The 16,543-nt window shown below is 38.6% G+C and carries 18 protein-coding genes; 17 read left to right on the top strand and 1 reads right to left on the bottom strand.

Annotated elements, in window-relative coordinates:
• The first annotated feature begins 8 nt into the window (after positions 1–8).
• From ACH0CI_RS14745 to ACH0CI_RS14665, 17 genes are all read left to right on the top strand, one after another.
• Positions 9–1,634, top strand: coding sequence for a DHA2 family efflux MFS transporter permease subunit (locus tag ACH0CI_RS14745; RefSeq protein ID WP_028412180.1), 1,626 nt, complete (start codon positions 9–11; stop codon positions 1,632–1,634).
• 18 nt (positions 1,635–1,652) lie between these two features.
• On the top strand, positions 1,653–2,183 hold the full coding sequence (locus tag ACH0CI_RS14740; protein WP_014461382.1) for an NAD(P)H-dependent oxidoreductase: 531 nt from the start codon (positions 1,653–1,655) through the stop codon (positions 2,181–2,183).
• Between the two features lie 8 nt (positions 2,184–2,191).
• A complete protein-coding gene (locus ACH0CI_RS14735; RefSeq protein WP_071276653.1) occupies positions 2,192–2,614 on the top strand; it encodes a hypothetical protein in 423 nt (140 codons plus the stop codon).
• A gap of 162 nt (positions 2,615–2,776) precedes the next feature.
• A complete protein-coding gene (locus ACH0CI_RS14730; protein ID WP_028412182.1) occupies positions 2,777–3,202 on the top strand; it encodes a MarR family winged helix-turn-helix transcriptional regulator in 426 nt (141 codons plus the stop codon).
• Positions 3,203–3,319: 117 nt separating this feature from the next.
• Positions 3,320–4,309, top strand: a complete 990-nt coding sequence (locus tag ACH0CI_RS14725) for a LacI family DNA-binding transcriptional regulator (RefSeq protein ID WP_049163042.1) — start codon at positions 3,320–3,322, stop codon at positions 4,307–4,309.
• Positions 4,302–5,180, top strand: coding sequence for a ribokinase (gene rbsK, locus ACH0CI_RS14720; RefSeq protein ID WP_154973498.1), 879 nt, complete (start codon positions 4,302–4,304; stop codon positions 5,178–5,180). Before ACH0CI_RS14725 ends, rbsK begins: the two co-directional genes overlap by 8 nt.
• Positions 5,181–5,570, top strand: a complete 390-nt coding sequence (rbsD, locus tag ACH0CI_RS14715; RefSeq protein ID WP_013055631.1) for a D-ribose pyranase — start codon at positions 5,181–5,183, stop codon at positions 5,568–5,570.
• A gap of 14 nt (positions 5,571–5,584) precedes the next feature.
• Positions 5,585–7,066 (top strand): sugar ABC transporter ATP-binding protein, encoded by a 1,482-nt coding sequence (locus ACH0CI_RS14710; RefSeq protein WP_028412185.1) that lies wholly within the window; start codon positions 5,585–5,587, stop codon positions 7,064–7,066.
• Position 7,067: 1 nt separating this feature from the next.
• Complete coding sequence (rbsC, locus tag ACH0CI_RS14705) at positions 7,068–8,027, top strand: ribose ABC transporter permease RbsC (protein WP_033578167.1); 960 nt, start codon at positions 7,068–7,070, stop codon at positions 8,025–8,027.
• A gap of 11 nt (positions 8,028–8,038) precedes the next feature.
• The gene (gene rbsB, locus ACH0CI_RS14700; protein ID WP_013055634.1) at positions 8,039–8,959 is read left to right on the top strand and encodes a ribose ABC transporter substrate-binding protein RbsB; all 921 of its coding nucleotides are present in this window, start codon (positions 8,039–8,041) and stop codon (positions 8,957–8,959) included.
• A 439-nt stretch (positions 8,960–9,398) separates the two neighbouring features.
• Entirely contained in the window at positions 9,399–10,667 is a 1,269-nt protein-coding gene (locus ACH0CI_RS14695; RefSeq protein ID WP_335708157.1) for a PcsB-like coiled-coil domain-containing protein, read from the top strand.
• Positions 10,668–10,843: 176 nt separating this feature from the next.
• On the top strand, positions 10,844–11,455 hold the full coding sequence (locus tag ACH0CI_RS14690; protein WP_016763208.1) for a flavin reductase family protein: 612 nt from the start codon (positions 10,844–10,846) through the stop codon (positions 11,453–11,455).
• A gap of 351 nt (positions 11,456–11,806) precedes the next feature.
• Positions 11,807–13,084: an ABC transporter substrate-binding protein gene (locus tag ACH0CI_RS14685; RefSeq protein WP_335708158.1), complete on the top strand. Its 1,278-nt coding sequence runs from the start codon at positions 11,807–11,809 to the stop codon at positions 13,082–13,084.
• A gap of 72 nt (positions 13,085–13,156) precedes the next feature.
• Positions 13,157–14,011, top strand: a complete 855-nt coding sequence (locus ACH0CI_RS14680) for a carbohydrate ABC transporter permease (protein ID WP_014461372.1) — start codon at positions 13,157–13,159, stop codon at positions 14,009–14,011.
• 68 nt (positions 14,012–14,079) lie between these two features.
• Entirely contained in the window at positions 14,080–14,886 is an 807-nt protein-coding gene (locus ACH0CI_RS14675; protein ID WP_013055640.1) for a carbohydrate ABC transporter permease, read from the top strand.
• 140 nt (positions 14,887–15,026) lie between these two features.
• Positions 15,027–15,164, top strand: coding sequence for a hypothetical protein (locus ACH0CI_RS14670; protein WP_406901783.1), 138 nt, complete (start codon positions 15,027–15,029; stop codon positions 15,162–15,164).
• A 93-nt stretch (positions 15,165–15,257) separates the two neighbouring features.
• Positions 15,258–15,992, top strand: a complete 735-nt coding sequence (locus tag ACH0CI_RS14665; RefSeq protein WP_406901727.1) for a sugar phosphate isomerase/epimerase family protein — start codon at positions 15,258–15,260, stop codon at positions 15,990–15,992.
• 31 nt (positions 15,993–16,023) lie between these two features.
• On the opposite strand, the gene ACH0CI_RS14660 is transcribed toward ACH0CI_RS14665, so the two are convergent.
• Positions 16,024–16,539: a GNAT family protein gene (locus tag ACH0CI_RS14660; RefSeq protein WP_013055642.1), complete on the bottom strand. Its 516-nt coding sequence runs from the start codon at positions 16,537–16,539 to the stop codon at positions 16,024–16,026.
• Positions 16,540–16,543 lie beyond the last annotated feature (4 nt).

The following is a 16,543-nucleotide window of genomic DNA, read 5'->3' as shown; positions in this document are numbered from 1 at the left end:
AGGAACTGATGTCAGCAAACACGATACAACCAGAGGAAAGCTCAGTTAAAAAGCATATCCCGCTACTAGTCGTACTTATGCTTGGATTGTTCTTAGCAATTTTAAACCAAACGCTGCTAAATGTTGCGATTCCGCATCTGATTACAGAGTTTGGCGTTACGGCTAATACCGCACAGTGGTTGCTTACAGGATATATGCTTGTAAATGGTGCACTTATTCCATTATCAGCCTATTTAATTGAACGTTTTGGCGTTCGTCGCTTATTCTTATTTGCGATGGCCTGCTTTACAATTGGAGCGCTTGTCTGCGGAATCGCGCCGACTTTCTCAATTATGCTAATTGGACGTCTGGTTCAAGCAGTCGGGGGCGGAGTGCTAGCACCTCTAGTTATGACCATTATCGTATTTATTTTCCCTCCTCATATGCGCGGAAAAGGAATGGGTATCTTTGGTTTAGCCATGATGTTCGCTCCGGCAATTGGACCGACGCTTTCAGGATGGGTTATTCAAAACTATGACTGGCACATTTTATTTACGGGAATGGTGCCACTAGGTGCACTCGTACTTATTATTGCAGCTTTTAAATTAAAAGATATTAAACCGCCTCAAAATGTAAAAGTAGATCTAATTTCTGTGTTTACATCTCTTGCAGGTATGGCTTTACTTCTATACGGCTTCAGTGAAGCTGGAAACGATGGCTGGACGGATTCAGTTGTATTATCAACGATGATCGGCGGTATTGTCTTATTAATCATCTTTGTTGTACAGCAGCTTCGACTTAAAAGTCCATTACTTGATGTGAGAGTATTTAAATACAATATTTTCTCATTATCTAATATCATCAGTATTGCCATTACAATCAGCATGTATGCTGGTATGTTCTTATTACCGATTTATTTGCAAAACATCCGTGGCTATTCAGCGTTTGACTCAGGCTTATTAATCTTGCCTGGTGCACTTGTTATGCTAGTTATGTCACCGATTTCTGGTACGCTGTTTGATAAATTAGGACCGCGTCCACTAGGGATTGTCGGGATGTTGATTACGGTTGTGACAACATTTGAATTTACAAAATTAACGCTTGAAACACCGTTTAGTCATATTGTTATTATTTATATGATCCGTGCATTCGGTATGTCATTATTAATGATGCCAATTATGACAGCTGGTTTAAATCAGCTGCCGGCAAAATTAAGCAGCCACGGTACATCTATGTCGAACACGCTTCGTCAGGTGAGTGGTTCAATCGGTATCAGTTTAATGACTACAATCTTTACAAATCGCACAACATATCATGTGAATGAAATGAGCAGTTCAATGACTACATCTGATCCATTCTTTATGAATAACTTCCAGGTATTTGTGCAAAAGATTGCTCAAACGCTTCACCTTTCTCAAACAGAAGCGCAAAAACAAGCTTTAACAACATTAGCTGGAAAAGTTCAAGCGCAAGCAACTGTACAAGGAATTAACGACGCGTTTTACTGGACAGTTATCATTGCCATTATTGGATTGATTTTAAGTTTCTTCCTACGTGATGTTCGTAAAGATCCAGTGGTAGAAGTAGAAGAGACAGAAAAAGAAACAACAGACGATATTCGTATGTTACCGGCACCAAAAGATATGAACTCATAAGCAACGGAGGGATAAAGGATGAAAATTTGTATCGTATATGATAGTGAAGGCGGACATACAGAGGCATTAGCAAAAGCGATTGCTTCTGGCGCTGAGCTGTCTGGAGAAGCAACTGTATATGTAAAGCATGTCGAAGAAGCAGATGTACGTGAACTGCCTGAAATGGATGCTATTATTTGGGGCTGCCCAGGGCATTTTGGAACAATCAGTTCAGGGTTAAAAACGTGGATTGATAAATTAGGTTATTTATGGGCAGAAGGTAAATTAATTGATAAAGTAGGTGCGGTGTTCTGTACAACAGCTACAACGCACGGTGGCTTAGAAGCAACGCTTTTAAATTTAATTACACCAATGCTTCACCAAGGAATGGTTATCGCTGGCTTACCAGGTAACATTCCAGAAAATGCGCTGTACGGTACTTATTACGGTGTGGGAATTACTTGTCCAATCGAAGGTGACGAATTATTAACAGAGAACGACCAAGCGCTAGGTAAAGCGTTAGGAGAACGTGTTGTTCAAGTGACTAAACGAATGACACAAGGACAGTAGGTGACAGTATGTTAGGTATTTTACTGATCGTTGTAGCTGTGATTCTGGTTGTACTAATTATTACAATGAATGCTAAAGCATCATCTTCTAAGCGCCAGCGTACAGTTCCACCTAAAAAAGAAGCGGCTGCTTCAAATGCTCCTAAAGAGCCAAAAGTAGAAGAGAAAAAAGTAGCAGAAGAAAAACCTGCAGCACCAAAAGAAACACCAAAAGAAGAGCCAAAAGAGCCGCAGGCGAAGACGGAAACAAGAACATCTAGACATAAGAGAGAAAAAGATGTCATGAACGATGATATGTATCGTCAAGTGCTGCAAAAGTTTAGAGAAGGCGAAAAAGACGACACGGTTTTTACAAAAGAAGAACGTGACGTTATGAATGATGACGCTTTTCGTAAGGCTTTAAGATCGTTTAAGAAAAACGATAATGAATGAGTTTCTTCTATTATAATAGTACGGAATAAAACAGATAGAAAATAGGTTATAAGCATTCCGCGAAACCAGCCGCTCTCCCCAGGTTAGGTTTCGCTTGGAGTGCAGCAGGGGGCTGACATGTTAACATCGACTCCCTGATTATAAGAAAGGGGACGTCAAAACATGGAACAGCTCACATTTATTGAAGAGGTCCAGAGAATTTCGATATCCCTTAACAAAAAGGTAATGACAGAGATAAAAGAAAGGTTACTTTCACAAGGGATTACGCCTTTTCAATATCATATCTTATTAATTATCGGTAAATGCAGTCATATTGGAGTAACCAAGCTGGCAGAGGAGATGCGCGTAAAGCCTAGTGCGATCACTCCTGTTATTACTCGTTTAATAGACTTAGAGTTAGTTTCACGCTATCACTCTAAAGAGGATCGCCGTAAGGTAAACATTGAGTTAACTGCTAAAGGTGAACAAGTGATTGAAGAAGCAAATGAAATTGTGCAAAAGATGATTGCTCATTTCTTTTCTTGCTATGAGCCGAAAGATCAAGAGCAATTTTTGAAATTATTTAAGAAACTAGACGCTAATATCTAATGAAAGAAACATCACTTCTTAATGGAGTGATTTTTTTTTGATAAAAAGATTGTCAACTTCACTTTTCCATGATATCATTTGTGTAAACGGTTACATATATGGAGGGAGGGAAATAAAGTGGTAACAATTCGTGATGTAGCAAAAGAAGCAGGCGTGTCCGTTGCGACCGTTTCGCGTGTTTTAAACAGTACAGGGTATGTAAAAGAAGACACGCGTGTGCGAGTAATGAATACAATTCAAAAATTAAACTACAGCCCTAACGAAGTAGCCCGTTCGCTTTATACACGTGAATCACGTTTGATTGGTCTATTGCTTCCAGACATTACAAACCCTTTTTTCCCTCAGCTCGCACGAGGAATAGAAGATGAAGTACATAGCCATGGATTTCGTTTAATTCTTGGCAATAGTGATGAGCAGTTAGAGAAAGAATTGACATATCTCCAAACGTTTACGCAAAATCATGTAGTAGGAATGATTACGGCAACAACAAGTTTAGCTCAGAAACTATATGAAGGTCTTACATTTCCCGTCGTGTTTTTAGATAGAAGTTCTGATCAGTATCCATCCGTTTATGCTGATGGTTTTGAAGGCGGGAAAATCGCTGCAGAAGAAATAATCAAAAGAGGAAGTAAAAGAATTACTCTTATCAAAGGTCCAGTAAATGTAAAGCCTGCTCAGGAACGTTTTCAAGGCTCTCTTTCTGTCTTGAGTCAGTCTGATGCAGACTTTTACGTATTAAATACAAATTCTCTAGCATTTGACGATGCGCAGAAATGGGCAAAGGAAATCTTTCAAAAGTACCCTGAAACAGACGGGATTATCGCAAGTAATGACATTGTAGCCACAGCTGTTTTACATGAGGCGTTTCGATTAGAGAAAAGCGTGCCTGATGATCTTCAAGTGATTGGTTTTGATGATATTCCGCAAAGCCGCTTTTCATTTCCAGCCCTGTCTACAATTCGTCAGCCTGCTTATGAAATGGGCAAGCAAGCAGCAGGTCTGTTAATGAAATGCATTAAGAAAGAACCTTTAATTCAAAAGCAAGTACAACTACCCGTTACGTTTATTGAACGAAATACGACACGAAAGGTTGAGGAACATGGCTAAAGTAACTGTGATTGGAAGTTCATCAATGGATTTAGTAGTAACATCAAATATTCGTCCTGGAGCTGGAGAAACAGTGTTAGGAGAATCATTTAAAACCGTTCCGGGAGGAAAAGGAGCGAACCAAGCTGTTGCAGCAGCCCGGCTTGGAGCGGATGTGAGTATGATTGGATGTGTGGGCGAAGATCATTACGGAAAAGCAATCCTGGAGAATTTCAAATCAAACGGTGTATCTGTGGAAAATGTGAAACCGGTTACAGGTTCAGATAGCGGAACAGCTCACATTATACTCGCTGAAGGAGACAACAGCATTGTAGTTGTTAAAGGAGCAAACGATTATATTACTCCAGACTACGTAGAAAAAGCAAAAGAAAAAATTAAAGAAGCGGATATCGTACTTATTCAGCAAGAAATTCCAGAAGAAACGGTTGAATATGTTGCTCAGCTTTGTCAGGAACTTAAAGTACCGCTTTTATTAAATCCAGCGCCTGCAAGACCATTAAAAGCAGAAGTGATTGAACAAGTTTCTTACATCACTCCAAATGAACATGAAGCAGCGCTTTTATTTGAAGGAAAAGAAAAAGAAGAAGTATTAAAACAGTATCCAAATAAATTGTTTATTACAGAAGGAAAACAAGGTGTACGCTATTTTAACGGCGAGAAAGAAGTATTGGTTCCTTCTTATCAAGTAGAAACGATTGATACAACAGGAGCAGGAGATACGTTTAACGCAGCGCTTGCTGTGGCACTTGCGGAAGGAATGGGTTTTGAAAAAGGAATTCAGTTTGCTAATCGCGCAGCTTCGCTATCCGTCACTAAATTTGGTGCGCAAGGCGGCATGCCGACTCGAAAAGAAGTGGAGGAGAGTCTGTAAATGAAACGTCACGGAATGATTAACAGTCATATTACGAAAATACTAACAGATCTAGGTCATACAGACACTATTGTCATTGCAGATGCAGGGTTACCTGTTCCGAGTGACGTGCCTAAAATTGATTTATCTTTAAAGCTAGGAGTGCCTAGCTTTGAAGATGTAGTAGTAGCTGTGTTAGAAGATATGGCTACAGAAAAAATAGTGATTGCTTCTGAAATGAAAGAAAGAAATCAAAAGGCTTACGAGTTGATGGAAAAGCAAAACATCTTAGTAGAAGAAGTATCGCATGAACAATTGAAAATGTTGACAAGCAAAGCGAAAGTTGTGATTCGTACAGGAGAAGCAACTCCTTATGCAAACTGTATTTTACAAGCGGGAGTTATTTTTTAAAAGAGGTGAACAGCATGCATATTGCAATGAGAGGGATTCATAAAGCCTTTGGAGCAAACCGTGTACTAAGGGGCGTGGATTTTGAATTACATGAAGGTGAAGTTCACGCACTAATGGGGGAAAACGGAGCAGGGAAATCTACGCTGATGAATATTTTAACCGGCCTTCATAAAAAAGATGAAGGACAGATTCTGATTGATGGCAAAGAGACGTATTTTCAAAACCCAAAAGAAGCAGAACAAAACGGAATTACCTTTATTCATCAAGAGCTGAACGTTTGGCCTGAAATGACGGTGCTTGAAAACTTATTTATCGGCAAAGAATTAAAAACACCTTTAGGTTTTTTAAAAACAAAAGAAATGAAAGCGTTAGCAAAGAAGCAGTTTGAAAAATTAGCTGTCACCATTCCTCTTGATCAAGAAGCAGGACTTTGTTCTGTCGGACAGCAGCAAATGATTGAGATAGCCAAAGCGCTGATGACGAATGCAAAAGTGATTATCATGGATGAGCCGACCGCAGCGCTTACTGAAAGAGAAATTCAAAAGTTATTTGACGTAATTAATGCGCTGCGAAAACAAGGTGTATCGATTGTCTATATTTCACATCGTATGGAAGAGATTTTCGCTATTTGTGATTCCATTACGGTCATGCGTGACGGACAGACGGTAGACAAAAAGCCGATTCCAGAAACCAGCTTCGATGATGTTGTTCGCAAAATGGTAGGAAGAGAGCTAACGGATCGATTTCCTGCTAGGACATCTCCTAAGGGAGACGTTGTTTTTGAAGCAAAAGGCTTGGAGAGAAAAGGTGTGTTTCAAGACGTTCATTTTTCAGTGCGATCAGGAGAAATTGTCGGCGTTGCGGGGCTAATGGGAGCTGGAAGAACCGAAATTATGCGCGCTATCTTCGGGCTTGATCCGTTAGAAAAAGGCGAAATTATCTTAAATGGCAAACGGGTCAGTATCACAAAGCCAGACCAAGCCATTAAATTAGGTCTCGGGTTCATTACAGAAGATCGTAAAACAGAAGGGCTCGTTCTGGATTTTTCTATTCGAGAAAATATTGCACTTCCAAGTCTATTCAGCTTTTCGCCAAAAGGCTTTATTGAACAAAAAAGCGAGCAGCAATTTGTAGATTTGCTTATTAAACGTTTAACGATCAAAACCGAGTCGTCTGAGACGAGTGCGGCTAATTTATCGGGAGGAAATCAGCAAAAAGTAGTTATTGCCAAGTGGATTGGCATTGGACCAAAAGTGCTAATTTTAGATGAACCAACTCGAGGAGTTGACGTCGGGGCGAAGCGTGAAATTTATCAGCTTATGAATGAACTGACAGACAGAGGCGTGGCTATTATCATGGTGTCTTCAGAGCTTCCGGAAGTACTCGGCATGAGTGATCGCATTTTGGTTGTGCATGAAGGAAAGATAACAGGTGAACTGACAAGTGAAGAAGCAACTCAAGAAAAAATTATGACATTTGCAACAGGAGGTCAGTAAAATGAAAGCAAACACAGCGATAAAAGAAAATCGCGTTGATAACGTGATGCAAAAGCTAGGTCCGTTACTAGGTTTATTTATTCTTATTGTCATTGTATCGATTTTAAATCCAAGCTTTTTAGAACCTTTAAATATTTTAAACTTGCTGCGTCAAGTAGCCATTAATGCCTTAATTGCATTCGGTATGACATTTGTTATTTTAACAGGGGGAATTGATTTATCCGTGGGCTCTATACTTGCTCTATCAAGTGCGTTAATGGCAGGTATGATTGTGTCAGGTGTAGATCCTATTTTAGCTATTTTAATAGGATGTGTGTTAGGAGCTGTAATGGGTATGGTTAACGGCTTACTTATTACAAAAGGAAAAATGGCGCCGTTTATTGCGACGCTAGCGACGATGACAATTTTTAGAGGGTTAACGCTTGTTTATACAGATGGAAATCCGATTACGGGCTTAGGTGAAAACTATTACTTCCAGTTATTCGGCCGAGGCTATTTCCTAGGTATTCCTGTTCCAGCGATTACGATGGTACTAGCGTTTGCTGTCCTATGGGTGATTTTGCATAAAACACCGTTTGGCCGTAGAACATATGCAATCGGTGGAAATGAAAAAGCAGCATTTATTTCAGGAATTAAAGTACCAAAAGTTAAGGTTATGATCTACTCACTAGCAGGATTATTGGCAGCGCTATCAGGAGCGATTTTGACTTCTCGCTTGAATTCTGCTCAGCCAACGGCAGGTACGTCTTACGAGTTAGATGCTATCGCCGCAGTAGTACTGGGTGGCACAAGCCTTTCTGGAGGACGTGGACGCATTGTTGGAACGTTAATTGGTGCGCTGATTATCGGAACATTAAACAACGGTTTGAACTTACTCGGCGTTTCGTCGTTTTACCAAATGGTCGTAAAAGGAATTGTTATTTTAATTGCGGTATTAATTGATCGCAAAAAGTCAGCTTAGGAGGGAAAAACATGAAGAAAATTTGGCTCGTGCTATTATCATTTTCATTATTACTGTTAGGGGCTTGTTCACTTCAGCCTCCTGAGTGGGCGAAACCATCTGAAAGTAAAAATTTAAAAGATATTAAAATTGGTTTATCCGTTTCTACATTAAACAATCCGTTCTTTGTTTCGCTAAAAGAAGGGGTACAAAAAGAAGCAAAAAAACTGGGCATGGAAGTAGTTGTAGTAGATGCTCAAAATGATTCAGCCAAACAAATTAACGATGTAGAAGATTTAATGCAGCAAGGTGTTAACATTCTGCTTATTAACCCAACGGATTCAGCTGCTATTTCAACAGCTGTACAATCGGCTAATAATGTAGGCATTCCAGTTATTACGCTAGATCGTTCAGCAGAAAAAGGAAAAGTAGAAACACTGGTAGCTTCAGATAATGTAAAAGGTGGTCAAATGGCTGCTGATTACATTGTGAAAAAAGTAGGGGAAAAAGCTCAAGTAGCAGAACTTGAAGGCGTGCCGGGAGCTTCAGCAACTCGTGAACGAGGAAAAGGGTTCCACAACGTTGCGGATCAAAAGCTAGATATTACGGCTAAACAGTCGGCTGATTTTGACCGTACAAAAGGCTTAAACGTTATGGAGAATGTTCTTCAAGGAAATCCTGGGATCAAAGCCGTATTTGCTCATAATGATGAAATGGCATTAGGAGCTATTCAAGCGATTAACAGCTCAGGAAAAGATGTGCTAGTAGTAGGGTTTGATGGAAACGACGATGCAATTAAAGCGGTAAAAGAAGGGAAGCTAGGAGCAACTGTAGCTCAGCAGCCTGTTTTAATCGGTAAACTTGCCGTAAAGTCTGCTAAAAATGTTCTTCAAGGCAAAAAGGTAGATAAGCAAATTCCAGTGCCTTTAAAACTAGTAACCTCTGACAAATAATGGTTTTATACGTGTATAGAAAAAAGACGCTCATTTGATTTATGGGCGTCTTTTTATGTATGTAAAGTGTAAAAAAGAAGTGAAAAAGTCACAACTTTATAAATAGTGTAGGAATTATGTAGGTGGAATTTATGTAATAAAAAGTAAAAAACACCGAAAAAAGACGGTAAAACACATAATTTTCTGTGAAAAATTTGTAATATACCTGTAATAATAAGCGTTTATTTCTATTTTTAAAGAGCAATTTTGCCCTGTTTATGACAAAAATATATCTTTTTTAATAAACAGTAAACCTCTCTATCAAGGGATTCTGGTGATGAATTCCCAGAAAGAGATTCTTGGTTATACAGATTATGGGAAACTTTTAACTGTATTGTAACATAAACAGATAGTTTTTTATGGTATAACTATGTCTATGAGGAAAGGGGACTATTACTTTATGAAAATTTTTAAGCGTATGACTCTTGCAGCAGTCACAGGAATTTTCTTCATGACCGGCATCACAGAGACTCACGCCCAATCGAATGAAGAAGCGCTCCAGAGTACTGAAAATAAAATTAAAGAAACAGAAAAGGCTGTTCAACAAAAAGAGAAAGAAAAACAGTCTATCAATTCAGATGTTCAAAACATTCAATCACAATTAAATTCATTACATACAGTAATCTCTAGCAATAAAAAAGAGTTAGCATCGACTGAAAAGCAGATTTCAGAAGCGAACAAAATGATTGAGAAAAAGAAAAAAGAAATTGTTTTGCTTCAGGAAAAAGTGTTAAGTCGTAAAGATATTATTGAAAATCGATTAGTTGCTTTGCAGCAAGACGATAAAACAAGCGTTGTTATTGATACATTAATGAATGCTGATAACTTTGGAGATTTTGTTGCACGTATGGGTGCGGTCACAACGTTATTGTCAGCAGATAATGATATTTTAAAGCAGCATCAAAATGATTTAGATCAAATTGAAAAAGATAAAAAAGAAATTGATAAGCAAGAAAAAGTATTAGAAGCAGCAAAAGGTAGCTTAGCGGCTAAACAAGCTGAATTAGATAAAAACGTTGCCAAACAAACAGCAACGTTAACAACTATGCAAGAAAAGTACAGCACGGTCGTAAATGAAATTGATGCAGCTTCTTCAGAAAAAGCAAACCTTCAGTCTGAATTAACAGGCATTCAAGATAAGATTGCAAAAGAAAAAGAAGCAGCTCAAAAGCAAGCTGAGCAAGTGGCAAAACAGCAGGCAGCTGAAAAGGCTGAGGCTGATGCAGAAGCAAAGCGTCAAGCTGAACTGGCAACGGCTAAAAAAGAAGTAAAAACAGAGCCAAAACAAGAAGTAAAAACAGCTGCTGCTACAGAGAAGAAAGCAGCCGTTTCTTCAGAAGCAAAAGAAACGAAAAAAGAAGAAAGCACACAAAAGCATTCTGGAAAAGAAATGTATGTAGAAGCAACAGCTTATACAGCTAATTGTGCAGGATGTAGCGGCGTAACAGCGACTGGACAAAATGTAAGTTCAGGCACTCATAAAATTATTGCGGTAGATCCATCCGTTATTCCATTAGGTTCAAAAGTATATGTAGAAGGATACGGAGTGGCAACAGCAGGTGATACGGGCGGTGCGATTAAAGGATATCGAATTGACGTATTAGTACCTTCTGAGTCAGCTGCAAAAGCATTTGGACGTCGTACAGTGAAAGTAACGGTGCTAAATTAAAGAGAAGATCCGAACGATTTATCGTTCGGATTTTTTCATTTTGTTGGTTTTCAGATGAGATGGATGCAGCTATGTCTCAGCCTCTTCTTTGCATGTTTGGTGAGCAAGTTGCTAGCTAATCTATGCTCTTTTCGTTACCATACAATAAAGTAAATGGAAGAAAAGGAGTGGGTAAAATGAAGGTAGTTGATCCAGCGGTACAAAGTGCAAAAGATAATTATCATTTGCTAACAGGTGTCGTCATTCCCCGGCCAATTGCGTTTATTACAAGTCAAAATGATGACGGTGTAGTGAATGCCGCGCCGTTTAGTTTCTTTAATGTAGTTGCGGCAGAGCCTCCGCTGATTGCCGTTTCGGTTTCGAGAAGTGAAGGTCAAATGACGAAAGATACGGCCAAAAATATTAGTGCATCTAAAGAATTTGTAGTTCATCTTGTAGACGAAAACTTAGTGGAACAGGTGAATCAAGCGGCATCTTCTTACCCTTCTTCCGTGAGTGAAGTCGAGGAAACAGGGTTAACACTAGCACCGAGCAAAAAAGTGCAGGTTCCCGGAATTCAAGAAGCCAGCATTCGAATGGAATGTAAGCTTCACCAAATTGTTCCATTAGGAACGGATGAGGCATACAGCTCAGATTTGTTTATCGGTGAAGTTGTGATGTTTCATATTAGTGAAAAAGTGATAGAAAACGATCGCGTTTCTGCAGAACGTGTGAAGCCAGTCAGCCGGCTTGCGGGTTCTAACTATAGTAAATTGGGGCAATTATTTTCCTTAGAACGTCCCAAATAAGCAAGAAAGTGTTACTTATGTAGCAAAAAAATAGTATACATTGGATTTTTTTAAATAAGCGATTGTGTTCTGTTTCAACAATAACAGTACATTCGCTTTTTTTTATGAACGAAAAAGTTAATAGAAACCATAATAACAAAATCAATTTACAAAAAGGCAAAAATGTAAGGTTTTTGCCTTTTATATTTACCATTGAGGAAAAGGGTATTCATTCATATAATTTAGATTAAGTAAATTGTATACGCTTTCAATATACAGAATTATTTTTCAATAATTCTGTATAGAAAGAGACGTGAGCGTTTACAAAAAAACTTGCCACACTAGGAGACGAGATCATAGGAGGGGTATTCATTGAAACGTTGGTTTAGTTTAATCAGTTTTGCACTCATTTTAACCCTAGTACTTGCAGGATGCGGAGGAAAGTCCGCTAATGAAACAAGTGGTAGCGGTGGAAAAGAAGTTGTTGCATGGGCATGGAATATTAACGTACCGGTATTAAAGAAAGCAGCAGCAGAATATCAAAAAGAGAATCCAGGATTTAAATTAAAAGTAGTGGATATGGGACGTGAAGACGTTTATTCAAAACTAACAACAGGATTGCAGGCTGGCGGAAAAGGTCTTCCTGATATTGTATTAGTAGAAGACGATCGTTTCCAAGGATATTTGGATGCATTTCCAAAAGCATTTTTAAACCTATCTAAAAAAGGATTTGATAAGCAAGAAGATAAATTTCCAGAGTTTAAGAAAGCTCTTTTATCAAAGGATGGGGAAATGTACGGCTTCCCGTTTGATGCAGGTCCGACAGGCGTTTTCTACCGCACAGATTACTTTGAAAAAGCAGGCGTAGATCCAAACAGTATCAAAACATGGGATGATTACATTGCGGCTGGTAAGAAGATTAAAGAAAAAGTTGGCGTTGATTTACTAGGTTTAGATTTTAATAATGACGATGGCTTATTCCGAATGACGCTGACACAGCAAGGTACGTTCTATTTTAATAACAAAGGTAAGCTCAATTTAACTTCTAAAGAAGCGAAAAAAGCGATGGAGTTAAATAAGAAGTTAAAAGAAGCAGGCATTGTTAAAAATACAGTGGGCTGGGATGCTTCAATCAGTGCTTTAGCAGAAGGTAAAGTAGCAAGTTCACCATCTGGTGCTTGGCTATCTGGTTCTATTACGCAGCAGGCTCCGGATTTAAAAGGAAAATGGGGAGTATTTTTATTACCTTCGTTTGAAGAAGGAGGCAACCGTGCTTCTAACTTAGGCGGAAGCAACTATGTGATTTCAGCAAATAGCCAAAAAGCAGATGAAGCGTACAAATTTATGGAATATTTCTCAACAACAGATAAAGTTCAAGAAGAAGCGATGAAGGGCGGATTATTCCCATCATTAAATACCGTATATTCTTCAAAATTATTCACTGCACAAGATGAGTACTTTAACAATCAGACGATTTGGAAAACATTCGCAGATGAAATGAAAGATATTAAGCCGGTTAATTTTACAGGCAATTACTCAGTTGCAAACAGTGAAGCAGTCAAAGCTGTGTCAGAGGTAACAAATGGTAAGGGCGTTACAGACTCGCTTGAAGCAGCTCAAAAACGCTTAGAAAACCGAATTCAAAAATAATCAAGAAGCATAGAAGGTGATTTCTAGAAAATTGCCTTCTATCTCTTCTTCTTGCGGTACTGGGAGGTCATCATGAAGACAAATAAATCATTGCCTTACTTATTTATTGCTCCAGCACTTTTGCTGTTCGCGCTGTTTACCATCTATCCTATTTTTTCATCGTTTATTCTAAGCTTTCAGAGTATGGAAGGCGGAAAGTATGTATTTACCGGTTTATCAAACTATACACGTTTGCTCGGAGATGATATTTTCTGGAAAGCGCTTGGAAATACGGGGATTATTTTAATCGTTCAAGTACCCGTCATGATTTTATTAGCGCTTGTACTAGCTAACGCGTTAAACAGTCAGCTTTTAAGACTAAAAGGTTTTTTCCGAGTTTCATTTTTCTTGCCCGCAGTAACGTCGCTAGTTGCCTATTCTATTTTGTTTTCAATCATTCTTCAAGATGAAGGAATTATGAATACTATTTTAGGGTTTTTCGGTATCGATGCCATTCAGTGGCTGGGAGATCCTTTCTGGGCTAAAGTCTCAATCATCGTGGCGATGACTTGGAGATGGACAGGTTATAATATGGTTATTTTTCTAGCAGCTCTTCAAAGTTTATCTCATGAAGTTTACGAAGCAGCTGATTTAGACGGGGCAAATCGTATTCAAAAGTTTTTCCACGTAACGGTTCCACAATTAAAACCTGTTATCTTGTTTGCTACTATTTTATCAACAATTGGCACGCTTCAATTGTTTGACGAACCTTTTAACTTAACAAAAGGCGGCCCTGCTGATTCCACGATGACGCTAGGCTTATATATTTATCAAAATGGCTTTAAATATTTTGATTTTGGATATGCTTCAGCCATTGCGTACGTTGTTGTATTATTAGTCGGTATTTTAACGTTCTTCCAATTTAAATTTACGGGTGATAAATCATGAGTGTATTAGAGAGAGTAGAAGCAACCGCAGTAGCTACCGTGCCTAAGGTTAAAAAGAAAAGCAACATCATGCGTAAAATAGGATTATACAGCATGCTTGGGCTGTTCACGATTATCTCTATTTTTCCGTTTTACTGGATGATTATCGGCGCTACGAATGAATCAGGAAAAATGTTTACAAACCCTCCAACGCTGAAGCCTGGCGATCAATTTATGACAAATCTACAAAATTTAAATGCTTCAATTGATTTAGGGCGCGTCTTTTTTAACTCAGTATTTGTTTCAGTAGTGTATGTGATTGTAGCTTTAATGGTTTGTTCTACCGCTGCATATGCGCTATCTAAATTTGAATTTAAAGGACGAAACGCAATTTTTACGACGCTTTTATTGTCCATGATGATTCCATATCAAGCAACGCTCATTCCGCTTTTTCAGCTGATGTCGAATTTTAATTTGCTTGATACGTATTTTGCTCTTATTGTTCCGCAGCTGTGCTTTCCGTTCGCTATCTTTTTATTACGTCAGAACTTTTTAGCTTTTCCAACGGAACTGATTGAAGCAGCACGTTTGGACGGTGCTGGAGAGATGAGAATCTTTTTAACCATTGTGCTTCCTTCTATGAAGCCTGCGATGGCTGCAGCAGCTATTTTCTTATTTATGACACAGTGGAATAACTTTATGTGGCCTTTAGTTGCGACTACATCAAACGAAATGGCTACATTGCCAGTTGCTCTTTCAAGCTTAATTGGATTATCGATTATTGATTACGGTCAAGTAATGATGGGGGTAACGATTGCAACCATTCCAATCATTGTCTTCTTCCTAGCACTTCAGCGTCATTTTATTTCAGGAATGCTTGGAAGTGCAGTAAAATAAAAAGCAGCAGATGTTGAGAAAAAAGTATGTTAGTTAAAGGAGGATCCGAAAGAATCTGATTGTTGATCGAGAATCAAATTCGTTCGGATTTTTTCCTTTCTAGGATGAACGTAGATTTAATTGTAGTTAATTGCTTCTAGGTGTCGATTGGAGGGCAAGACGAAGACTCCTGCGGGAAAAGCGGAACAGGTGAGACCCCGCAGGAGCGTAAGCGACGAGGAGGCTCACCGGCCGCCCGCGGAAAGCGAAGTCTTGCACGGAAATCAACAGCTGTGTAACAAGTAATTCATACTAGTTCAATTTGTTCGTCTTTAGATTGGGTTGATTTAGCCATAGTTCAATCACTTTCTTAATGAACAGGGGGAGAGAAGATGGGAGAAATACCTGTAGGAGTACAGCTTTATACGCTGCGTGAAGAAACGAAAAAAGATTTTAAAGGAACTCTTCAAAAAGTAGCTGCTTTAGGATATCAAGGGGTAGAGTTTGCAGGGTATGAAGGATATACAGCGCAAGAAGTAAGAGCGTGGTTAATAGATTTGCAGCTGAAGCCAGCTTCTAGTCATATTCCACTTGAACAATTAGAATCTAATTTAGAGCAAGTGATTCACTATGAACAGCAAGTCGGAAATTCACATATTGTTTGTCCTTATTTAATGCCTGAACGACAAACGGAAAAAGGATATTTCGAACTTATTGATTCTTTAAATTACATTGATGCTTATTGTAAAAAAGAAGGCATGTCGTTTAGCTATCATCATCATGATTTTGAGCTGAAAAAATTGTCAACCGGAAAGTCAGCTCTCCAAACGATTCTAGAAGAAACTGGGGTAAATGTAGAGCTGGACATTTATTGGCTGACTAAAGCAGGCGAAGATCCAGTGGAGTGGATGAAGCACTATCGAAATCGTACGCCTTTTATCCATTTAAAAGATATGACAACAGACGGCGAGCAATTTTTTGCTCCTCTTGGTACCGGAGGAGTAGATGTAAAGGCTGTCATGAAAGAAGGCAATAAAGCAGGCGTAAAATGGTGGATCATTGAACAAGATCAGTGCATAGAAAGTCCTCTTAGCAGTATTAAAAAAAGCTTAGCATATATCAAATAAAAAAAACGAACAGACGCTGTCTGTTCGTTTTTTATTGATAAGCTGGAGTCCATTCAATTTCTCCGCACTTATTCGTATAATCAATATTTACTTCAAAGTTATGTTTTTCATAAAAATGAATTAATCTTTCGAGATGATCCCAGTCGCGCTCAGCGATATCTCCTTTAATGACATGAACATTTTGATCAACCGCTACTTCTTTTAAATAATTCATACATACAGAGCCATATCCCTTATTAGCGGGACCTTTAATATCACCAATAAAAATCGTGTGATTATCTTCATATACACCATCGATGGCAAAATCCCAAGCCCCTCTATAGGCTTTTGTGCATTCATTTAGCATAATTTTACATGCGTTTCCGTCATTTTGTGCCGATACAATAACTAACTGATTATCTTCAGGCTGATCGACACCGATAACTTCGTACTTTTTAGCAATTTCTTTTAAATTATCCTGCATGCGAAATAGCTGAAACTCTAAATCATCAAGTGTTTCTTTTAGTTCTTCTGCATTCTGGTTTTTTTCTGTAAGCTGAGTAAACATTTTA

It is taken from the genome of Priestia sp. 179-F W1.4 NHS, assembly GCF_045369295.1.
Taxonomy (GTDB): Bacteria; Bacillota; Bacilli; order Bacillales; family Bacillaceae_H; genus Priestia; species Priestia zanthoxyli.
Note: the sequence above shows the minus strand (reverse complement) of the source record. Positions and strands in the feature narration are given on the sequence as shown.

What these genes read in the sequence shown, in the direction of transcription:
- ACH0CI_RS14745 (WP_028412180.1), top strand. Translation starts at nt 9, where the DNA reads ATGTCAGCAAACACGATACAACCAGAGGAAAGCTCAGTTAAAAAGCAT.
- ACH0CI_RS14740 (WP_014461382.1), top strand. Translation starts at nt 1,653, where the DNA reads ATGAAAATTTGTATCGTATATGATAGTGAAGGCGGACATACAGAGGCA.
- ACH0CI_RS14735 (WP_071276653.1), top strand. Translation starts at nt 2,192, where the DNA reads ATGTTAGGTATTTTACTGATCGTTGTAGCTGTGATTCTGGTTGTACTA.
- ACH0CI_RS14730 (WP_028412182.1), top strand. Translation starts at nt 2,777, where the DNA reads ATGGAACAGCTCACATTTATTGAAGAGGTCCAGAGAATTTCGATATCC.
- rbsK (WP_154973498.1), top strand. Translation starts at nt 4,302, where the DNA reads ATGGCTAAAGTAACTGTGATTGGAAGTTCATCAATGGATTTAGTAGTA.
- rbsD (WP_013055631.1), top strand. Translation starts at nt 5,181, where the DNA reads ATGAAACGTCACGGAATGATTAACAGTCATATTACGAAAATACTAACA.
- ACH0CI_RS14710 (WP_028412185.1), top strand. Translation starts at nt 5,585, where the DNA reads ATGCATATTGCAATGAGAGGGATTCATAAAGCCTTTGGAGCAAACCGT.
- rbsC (WP_033578167.1), top strand. Translation starts at nt 7,068, where the DNA reads ATGAAAGCAAACACAGCGATAAAAGAAAATCGCGTTGATAACGTGATG.
- rbsB (WP_013055634.1), top strand. Translation starts at nt 8,039, where the DNA reads ATGAAGAAAATTTGGCTCGTGCTATTATCATTTTCATTATTACTGTTA.
- ACH0CI_RS14695 (WP_335708157.1), top strand. Translation starts at nt 9,399, where the DNA reads ATGAAAATTTTTAAGCGTATGACTCTTGCAGCAGTCACAGGAATTTTC.
- ACH0CI_RS14690 (WP_016763208.1), top strand. Translation starts at nt 10,844, where the DNA reads ATGAAGGTAGTTGATCCAGCGGTACAAAGTGCAAAAGATAATTATCAT.
- ACH0CI_RS14680 (WP_014461372.1), top strand. Translation starts at nt 13,157, where the DNA reads ATGAAGACAAATAAATCATTGCCTTACTTATTTATTGCTCCAGCACTT.
- ACH0CI_RS14675 (WP_013055640.1), top strand. Translation starts at nt 14,080, where the DNA reads ATGCGTAAAATAGGATTATACAGCATGCTTGGGCTGTTCACGATTATC.
- ACH0CI_RS14665 (WP_406901727.1), top strand. Translation starts at nt 15,258, where the DNA reads ATGGGAGAAATACCTGTAGGAGTACAGCTTTATACGCTGCGTGAAGAA.
- ACH0CI_RS14660 (WP_013055642.1), bottom strand. Translation starts at nt 16,539, where the DNA reads ATGTTTACTCAGCTTACAGAAAAAAACCAGAATGCAGAAGAACTAAAA.